This is a genomic window from Vibrio sp. V23_P3S9T160 (assembly GCF_963886625.1).
Lineage (GTDB): Bacteria > Pseudomonadota > Gammaproteobacteria > Enterobacterales > Vibrionaceae > Vibrio > Vibrio anguillarum.
Genome location: NZ_CAWPDB010000028.1, coordinates 1 through 7,334, shown reverse-complemented (window position 1 = coordinate 7,334; position 7,334 = coordinate 1). Strand labels below are relative to the sequence as shown.

General features: G+C 47.6%; 8 protein-coding genes. 4 read left to right on the top strand and 4 right to left on the bottom strand.

Going from position 1 to position 7,334, the window contains the following annotated elements:
* On the top strand, nucleotides 1–326 hold a 326-nt coding region (locus AACU59_RS01830; RefSeq protein WP_272925456.1), incomplete at its 5' end, for an IS4 family transposase.
* Nucleotides 327–1,047: 721 nt separating this feature from the next.
* Here the strand turns inward: AACU59_RS01830 and AACU59_RS01825 are convergent.
* The 3 genes from AACU59_RS01825 to rarD all read right to left on the bottom strand — a co-directional run bounded on the left by AACU59_RS01825 (nucleotide 1,048) and on the right by rarD (nucleotide 3,625).
* Complete coding sequence (locus AACU59_RS01825; protein ID WP_094144461.1) at nucleotides 1,048–1,707, bottom strand: LysE family translocator; 660 nt, start codon at nucleotides 1,705–1,707, stop codon at nucleotides 1,048–1,050.
* Nucleotides 1,708–1,780: 73 nt separating this feature from the next.
* Nucleotides 1,781–2,587 (bottom strand): AraC family transcriptional regulator, encoded by an 807-nt coding sequence (locus AACU59_RS01820; RefSeq protein ID WP_176428492.1) that lies wholly within the window; start codon nucleotides 2,585–2,587, stop codon nucleotides 1,781–1,783.
* Nucleotides 2,588–2,707: 120 nt separating this feature from the next.
* A complete protein-coding gene (gene rarD / locus AACU59_RS01815; RefSeq protein WP_013855691.1) occupies nucleotides 2,708–3,625 on the bottom strand; it encodes an EamA family transporter RarD in 918 nt (305 codons plus the stop codon).
* A 251-nt stretch (nucleotides 3,626–3,876) separates the two neighbouring features.
* Between rarD and recQ the strand changes: the two genes are divergently transcribed.
* From recQ to AACU59_RS01800, 3 genes are all read left to right on the top strand, one after another.
* Nucleotides 3,877–5,715 (top strand): ATP-dependent DNA helicase RecQ, encoded by a 1,839-nt coding sequence (gene recQ / locus AACU59_RS01810; RefSeq protein ID WP_094144463.1) that lies wholly within the window; start codon nucleotides 3,877–3,879, stop codon nucleotides 5,713–5,715.
* Nucleotides 5,708–6,010, top strand: a complete 303-nt coding sequence (locus AACU59_RS01805; protein ID WP_013855693.1) for a DUF3630 family protein — start codon at nucleotides 5,708–5,710, stop codon at nucleotides 6,008–6,010. The genes recQ and AACU59_RS01805 overlap by 8 nt, the downstream gene beginning before the upstream one ends.
* A gap of 90 nt (nucleotides 6,011–6,100) precedes the next feature.
* The gene (locus AACU59_RS01800) at nucleotides 6,101–6,463 is read left to right on the top strand and encodes a hypothetical protein (protein WP_017043038.1); all 363 of its coding nucleotides are present in this window, start codon (nucleotides 6,101–6,103) and stop codon (nucleotides 6,461–6,463) included.
* Between the two features lie 5 nt (nucleotides 6,464–6,468).
* Here AACU59_RS01800 and AACU59_RS01795 read toward each other — a convergent pair whose 3' ends face one another.
* Entirely contained in the window at nucleotides 6,469–7,317 is an 849-nt protein-coding gene (locus AACU59_RS01795; protein ID WP_017045937.1) for a MurR/RpiR family transcriptional regulator, read from the bottom strand.
* Nucleotides 7,318–7,334 lie beyond the last annotated feature (17 nt).

Genomic DNA, 7,334 nt, shown 5'->3' with positions numbered 1-7,334 from the left:
GCGTTATTCTGGCTTTTATCGCGACTCGGTTGCTCCAGTTGAGATTTATGAATGAATCAGATGAGTTATCTAAGAGCAGTTGTGAGCCGATATTAAAAGGCAAAGCATGGAAGCTAATGTGGCTAAAGCTAGAAAGAAAAGGGCTACCGAAGGAAGCTCCGGACATATCATGGGCTTACAGAGGTATTGCTCGATTAGGGGGTTGGAAGAATACAAAGCGAACGGGTCGTGCTTCTATAAAGACATTATGGCAAGGATGGTTTAGGTTACAAACCATCCTTGAAGGGTATGAACTGGCTAAGTCTCTTGATTCACCAGACTTGTGATCAAGAGACAGGGCTGGGAGGGGGTGTTTATGGCGTTGTTTAAACCAAATACCTAACCTAGCCGTTCAAGATATGAAAGCTGGATAACTCATATGCTTATCCGATCCAAAAGAAAAACCCCGAGGGCTTGCGCCCTGCGGGGTTATAGTCTTACTTGCAGCAATCCAGCTACGAAAGTGCTCCATGCATCAAATCCATGATAGTGGCTGAATTCCGTCAGCTTAATCCGTTCTTCGCCTTCCTAGCGGTGTCCTTGGTGACTTCCTAGTCTGCTAACCATCCACGTTAGCGCGCTTCACTTGTTCCTTGAGCGGTGTCCTTTACATCATCCTGATGTTCAGTCCTTGCCTCGTCCAGAGGTGTCCATCGTCTTTCCTTAGTAGTAACCATCCTAGCTACTATTGCGTCCATTCAATGTCCAATTTGCTTTCCGTGCCGACCATTCATCCTGAGCAGTCGTCTCTTCATCCTGAAGATGACCAATCCGTGGTGCTTTCCTGTTCCGTGTCAGAATCCTTCCGACAAGGTTCATATTACCCATCTCTAATTTATCTGCAATGCTAGAGAAACTCTTTTTTCGCAAAGGGTTTCTCTAGCTGGTTGTTATTTTATTTAAAATCAACTAGTTATGTTTTTTGGTGTTGATTTCCCTACTCAAAAAGCGATATTTGCTCACTCGTTTGTAAGAGATCTCGCACAAAAATGGGCGCGAATCGCTGCATCAATGGCTAAGGCTAAGCAGCGCTTGCAATAAAATAAGTCCACCGATGAGCGTAAAAATGATGCCACATACCGCATCAATATACACAGTGAGTGATTGCAAACTTTTTTGTAGGCGGGCGGTAGAGAGCATCCACGCCAAGGTTGAGAACCACATAAAAGAGAGCCCCCAAAGAATCAGCAAGGCGATACCTTTGCCTGAAAAGGACATCCCCACAGGCACTAAACTCGACATTAAGCTGATAAAAAAGACCAAAGCTTTTGGATTAAAAATATTGGTGATAAAACCGCGGGAAAAGGCTTGGCGTTGATTTTCGATCAGCTTGTCGCACTCATTGTTGACTCCGACAGCTTGTGGCGATCGCCAGGTGGTGTAGATGGATTTGAGTGCGCCCAAGCCTAAATAGAATAAATACCCCCCGCCGGCCAGTTGCACCATCGCAAACAGTGCGGGTTGTTTATGCACCAAATAGCTTATCCCTGTGAGGCTCAGCAGTGAGTGAATGACAATGCCACATGATAACCCTAGCGCAATAAAAACTCCGGTTCTGCGACCGTAACGGGTGGCATTTTGTACCACCAGTGCCACATCTGGGCCGGGGCTTAGTAATGCCATAAAATGTACGCCAGCCAATGTGGCCAATATGGAAAGTTCGTTCATGTATTCTCCTCATGTTTTACGGTGAGTATGCGTGGAGAAAACGTGCTTGCCTTGTAAATTTCTGACAGTTTGGTTAGTAAAGTGTGCGATTGATGGCGGAGGGTGGCAGGCCAAAGGTTGCTTTGAACGTCTTACTGAAATGGGCTTGATCATAAAAACCGACTTGATAGGCGACTTCAGTGCTAGAGGTGCCGGTTTTCAACAATTTCATCGCTTGCTCTAAACGTAAACGCAATAACCACGCATAAGGTGTGATGCCCGTTTGCGCCTTGAAATGGCGCTGAAACTGAGTGGGTGAAAGCTGGCAAAGCTGAGCGAGTTGTTCAAGGCGGATTGGTTGGTCGAGTTGACTGAGTACCCACTCTTTCAGCGTGGCGAGGTTGCGCTGGCCGAGCGGTTTAACCTCCGGCAGTTTCAAGTGGCTATAGCGTTCAAGCAAAGGTGTGAACCCTTGGTAGGGTAAGCAATCTTTAGCGAGTTGACTGAGCTTATCCTGCTTCATGGTGTGATGAAGTTGCAGCAGTGAGCAAAAAAGTGGCGCGTCATCGACTATTAACTGCTCAAAACCCAGCACTTGTTCAATCTGCTTGGCTTCTAAGGTTTGCTGTAGCCAAGTAGGTTCAATAGCAAACACTTGCACTTGGTAGCCAGAGCCATTGTGCGCTTGCCCATCGTGCAGCTCATCTGGCGACATCAGAACTACGCCGCCCCGTTGTACCTGATGCCAAGCGCCTTGGTGGTAGAAGCGCTGCGTTCCTTGAGTGATAAGGCCAATATGAATATCAAGATGGTAGTGGCGATCAAACGCAAACTGACGATAGTCTGCATCAATCAGACCGATCGCAGGATAGGCAGTTTGGCTGTAGCTCACTTTATCCATAGAGACCAAAATTTAGGGTTGAATAATGCAAGCTTAGCCAGCCATGTCGCCACTGTCTTGTAAAAAATGATCACAGAGCCCTCGATCGCTTTGACGAACGAGGGGAATAAACAATCCTAATTAAACGGATGCCCGTTGAGCGCGTCGCGCGGTTCGGCCTGTTTTTAAACCATCAAAACTGAACAGCAACAATGCAGCCCAAATAAAGGCAAAAGTAATGGCTTTATCACTAGAGAAGGCTTCACCGTAAACCAAGACAGCGAGCAAAAACATCAAGCTTGGGCCGATGTATTGGAAGAAACCCAGCGTTGAAAGTTTTAAACGCGTTGCTGCTCCTGTGAAACAAAGCAAAGGCAAGGTCGTGATGACGCCAGCTGCGATCAGCAGTAGGTTGAGGTTAAGCGGATTGAGCGCCATATCTGAAGTTGGCGAGCTGGCGATAAACAACAGATAAATCAACGCCGCGGGTAACATTACCAAGGTTTCGATAAACAAACCTGTTTGGGCATCAACCGCCACTTTTTTACGCAGTAAGCCATACAAGCCAAAAGTGGTCGCCAAAGCGATGGCGACCACAGGAATCGAACCAAACACAATTAACTGAATGGCCACACCAATGGTGGCTAGCGCTACCGCGACCCACTGCAGTTTGCGTAATCGCTCACCAAGAAAAAGCATGCCGAGCACCACATTGAGCAGTGGGTTAATGTAATAGCCTAAACTGGCATCTAACATATGATTAGCATTGATCGCCCAGATGAAAATTAACCAGTTCACCGCAACCAGACAAGCGGTGGTCATTAGATAGATCATCTTTGATTTATGAGTAATCACACTGCGTACACTACGCCAGTTGCGGCCAAAATGAAGTAGTGCTGCTAACAAGAAAAACGACCACACTACGCGGTGAGTGAGGATCTCAAGTGCAGGAACATTGTTGATTGCTTTAAAATAGATCGGTGCGATGCCCCACATAGTGTAAGCACCAATAGCGAGTAAAACGCCTTGTCTGGAGCGTTGTTGTTCTTCTGCGGTCATGATGAATTCTCAAAGGAGTGAAGTGCTGAGCCAGCGAAACGATTCGACAGTATATACTGTTCCTCAAGTAAGTTGCAGCTTTGTTAATCGACCGACCACTCGGGAGTTTGAGTGGCGAATAATGGCCGAGAATCAAGCGATTCGCTTTACCGCTACATTTTGCGGTTTTATTCACCATCGAACCCCACTACAATAAGACGCTTTGCGGTATAGCGGTTGCTCTACCCCTTTTGTTCACCCTTGGAAATTTCATGACCGCAACGTTAATGGCTCAACAAACCGATCCTCAACCTGAGACACCGCACAGTATTTTACAGACTGTGTTCGGTTATCAGTCGTTTCGTGTCGGCCAGCAAGAGGTGATTGACGCTTCGTTAGCGGGGCAAGATAGCTTAGTTATCATGCCAACGGGTGGGGGAAAATCGCTCTGTTATCAGATCCCTGCGTTAGTCAAAGAGGGCATCACTTTAGTCATCTCGCCGCTCATTTCGTTGATGAAAGACCAAGTGGATCAGCTCAAAGCCAACGGTGTCGCGGCTGAGTGTATTAATTCAAGTATGTCACGTGAGATGCTGATGTCGGTGTATAACCGAATGAACGCGGGGCAACTGAAGCTGATTTACGCGTCGCCTGAGCGCGTTTTGATGCCCGATTTCATCGAACGCTTGCAGCAGTTGCCATTGGCGATGATTGCCGTGGATGAAGCACACTGTATTTCTCAATGGGGGCACGATTTTCGCCCTGAGTATGCGGCGTTAGGCCAACTTAAACAGCATTTTTCACACGTGCCTTTTATGGCACTGACGGCAACGGCCGATGACGCCACGCGCGTGGATATTTTGCACCGTTTGCAGTTGCAAGAACCGCATGTCTATCTGGGCAGCTTTGATCGCCCTAATATCCGCTATACCTTGGTCGAAAAGCACAAACCGGTTTCACAGGTGATCCGCTATCTTGATACGCAAAGAGGACATTGCGGCATCATTTACTGTGGCAGTCGCAAAAAAGTAGAAATGCTGACAGAAAAACTGTGCAACAACCATTTACGAGCGGCCAGTTACCATGCGGGTATGGACGCCGATGAGCGCGCTTATGTGCAAGAAGCATTTCAGCGTGATGACATTCAGATAGTGGTTGCTACCGTCGCATTTGGAATGGGGATTAATAAACCCAACGTGCGTTTTGTGGTGCATTTTGATATTCCGCGCAACATCGAATCTTACTATCAAGAGACCGGGCGCGCAGGGCGAGACGGTTTGCCAGCCGAAGCGATGATGCTCTATGATCCGGCCGACATCAGTTGGCTGCGTCGAATGTTAGATGAGAAGCCGGAAGGGCCACAAAAGCAGGTGGAAAGCCATAAGTTGGGCGCGATGAGCGCTTTTGCTGAAGCACAAACTTGTCGCCGCCAAGTGTTGCTCAATTATTTTGGTGAATATCGAGACAAACCTTGCGGCAACTGCGATATCTGCCTTGATCCTCCCAAGCATTTCGATGCCACGCAAGAGGCGCAAAAAGCGTTATCGTGCGTTTATCGCGTCAACCAAAGTTTCGGTATTGGTTATGTGGTGGAAGTGATGCGCGGTATGCAAAATATCCGTATTCGTGAAAATGGCCACGACAAGCTCACTACTTACGGCATTGGTCGCGATCATAGCCATGATTATTGGGTGAGTATTTTCCGTCAGTTGATCCATAAAGGGTTGTTGCAGCAAAACATTACTCGCAATTCGACCTTGCAGTTGACGGAAGAGGCGCGACCGCTGCTGCGTGGAGAAGTGCCATTAGAGTTAGCTATTCCACGTTTAGATACAGCCGCTCGTGCGGCGAAATCAGATAAGTTATCCAACAAAAACTACGACAAACCACTGTTTGCCAAATTGCGTAAATTGCGTAAATCGATTGCTGATGAAGATGGCCTGCCGCCTTACGTGGTCTTTAGTGATGCGACCTTAATTGATATGGCGGAGATATTGCCCACTTCGTACGGAGAAATGTTGGCCGTTAATGGTGTTGGGCAACGCAAGCTTGAAAAATACGCCGACCCATTTTTAGACCTGATTCAGGAGCACTTAACCCACCATGGCTGAGTTCGGTTTAGCACACAATTTACAAGATGAAGGGCGACTCGTCTTGAGTACACCGCGTTTTGATGTCGATACTTTTCCTGCACTAGGCGAACGTTTGGTCAAGCAGCTTTCAGCTACAGTGATAGAAAAACAGTGGGATGCGGACATTCACTCATGGTTGATTGATTTTGAAGGTTGCTTACTTTTTCTCAAAGCCGAGCATTACAGCGAGTCGGTTTGGCTTGAAGCACTTGCCATCAAAGAGAGCCAAGAAGAGTTGGCGTTTCTCGCGCAATTATTAGCGCGAGGTTTCTAAGCGTGTAGATCAACTCTGCATATCCGCCTTTTGGTCCTTCATTATTAAGCCGCCATTGCTTATGATGAGGCAAACATCAAGGAGGCTGGCGTGAAATTTGAATCGATTCATCAAGAAGTTATCTCCGTTGAGCGTTTTACATGGCGCTGCTTACGCTATGCGGCGATCGCTGCGTTACTGCTGTTGACTGGCCTCATTCCCGGAGTGGTGGGTTTTGTCTACCTAGCTGATCTCCCGGCGGCGCAAGCGTGGTTGAATGCGCTTTCGATGGTCAGTGGTCTCGAGCTTCCCTACCCGATAATCAATCTGCATCTTGCGCCGAGCTTGCATCTCTTTTTAGCCTTTTACAGCTTATTTATCGAAACTGTCTTTTTCGTTTCATTGGCTACCCTATTTGCACCGATCATTCATCGCGTTTTTCATCGCATGCACTGCATTGAAGAGAGCGATTAGTTCCGTTAAAAGATTTGACGAATATCAGATGAAATGTCTTGGATCAATTGACGCGCCGACTCGTCTCTTTGCTGTACAAGAGTAATAAACAACAGGTCGGTTAGAACATTCTGCGCGGTGCGAGAGGCGATGGATGAGCTGCGATGTTCATTTTCATCGGCAATCGTATCAAAAGAGAGATCGGCTAATTCACGTAATCGATTTTTCTTCGGAGAGGTGAGCGCGATAACGCTTGCTCCTTGCTGCTTGGCCGCTTCGGCGGCAATCAAAATCTCTTTTCTCTCTCCTGAAAATGAAATCACAATTTGAACATCTTGCGCACCTAGCGTGCGTGCGGTGGCGATTTGTACGTGGCTATCTTGTTCTGTGAGCGCTGTGATGCCTAATTTCAGGAGCTTAAAAGCCAAATCTTTTGCGGTGAGCGCCGAGCCGCCGATACCGATAATTTGCACGCGGTTGGCGAGGTTTATCCACTGTACTGCTTGGTTGAAATGGGGAAATGAAAGCGCGTTGGTGGTGTGAAACATCGCCTCTGTTTTCGCTTGCACCAATTTTTGTGCGATCACCGCCAGTGGGTCGTCAGCCAGAATATTGCTGTGCAGTGGCGTGGTCTGAAACGCCAATTTACGGCCAAGCTCTTCGGCCAGCGCTAACTTAAACTCACTGTAGCCCCTAAAGCCAATTTTCTGGGTAAATTTGACAATGCTCGATTGGCTGACTTTTGCGTGTTCGGCCAATGCTTGGCTGGTGGCGAGCGCGGCTTTTTCTGGATGAGCGATGATCCAATCGGCGATTTGTAATTCACTGCGAGAGAGTTGAGTGCGGCGGCTGACGATTTTATGCATCACAGACATGCGCGATCCTTGTATTT

Excerpts from the sequence above, each read along its gene's own strand:
- AACU59_RS01825 (WP_094144461.1), bottom strand. The coding sequence starts at position 1,707 with ATGAACGAACTTTCCATATTGGCCACATTGGCTGGCGTACATTTTATG.
- AACU59_RS01820 (WP_176428492.1), bottom strand. The coding sequence starts at position 2,587 with ATGGATAAAGTGAGCTACAGCCAAACTGCCTATCCTGCGATCGGTCTG.
- rarD (WP_013855691.1), bottom strand. The coding sequence starts at position 3,625 with ATGACCGCAGAAGAACAACAACGCTCCAGACAAGGCGTTTTACTCGCT.
- recQ (WP_094144463.1), top strand. The coding sequence starts at position 3,877 with ATGACCGCAACGTTAATGGCTCAACAAACCGATCCTCAACCTGAGACA.
- AACU59_RS01805 (WP_013855693.1), top strand. The coding sequence starts at position 5,708 with ATGGCTGAGTTCGGTTTAGCACACAATTTACAAGATGAAGGGCGACTC.
- AACU59_RS01795 (WP_017045937.1), bottom strand. The coding sequence starts at position 7,317 with ATGTCTGTGATGCATAAAATCGTCAGCCGCCGCACTCAACTCTCTCGC.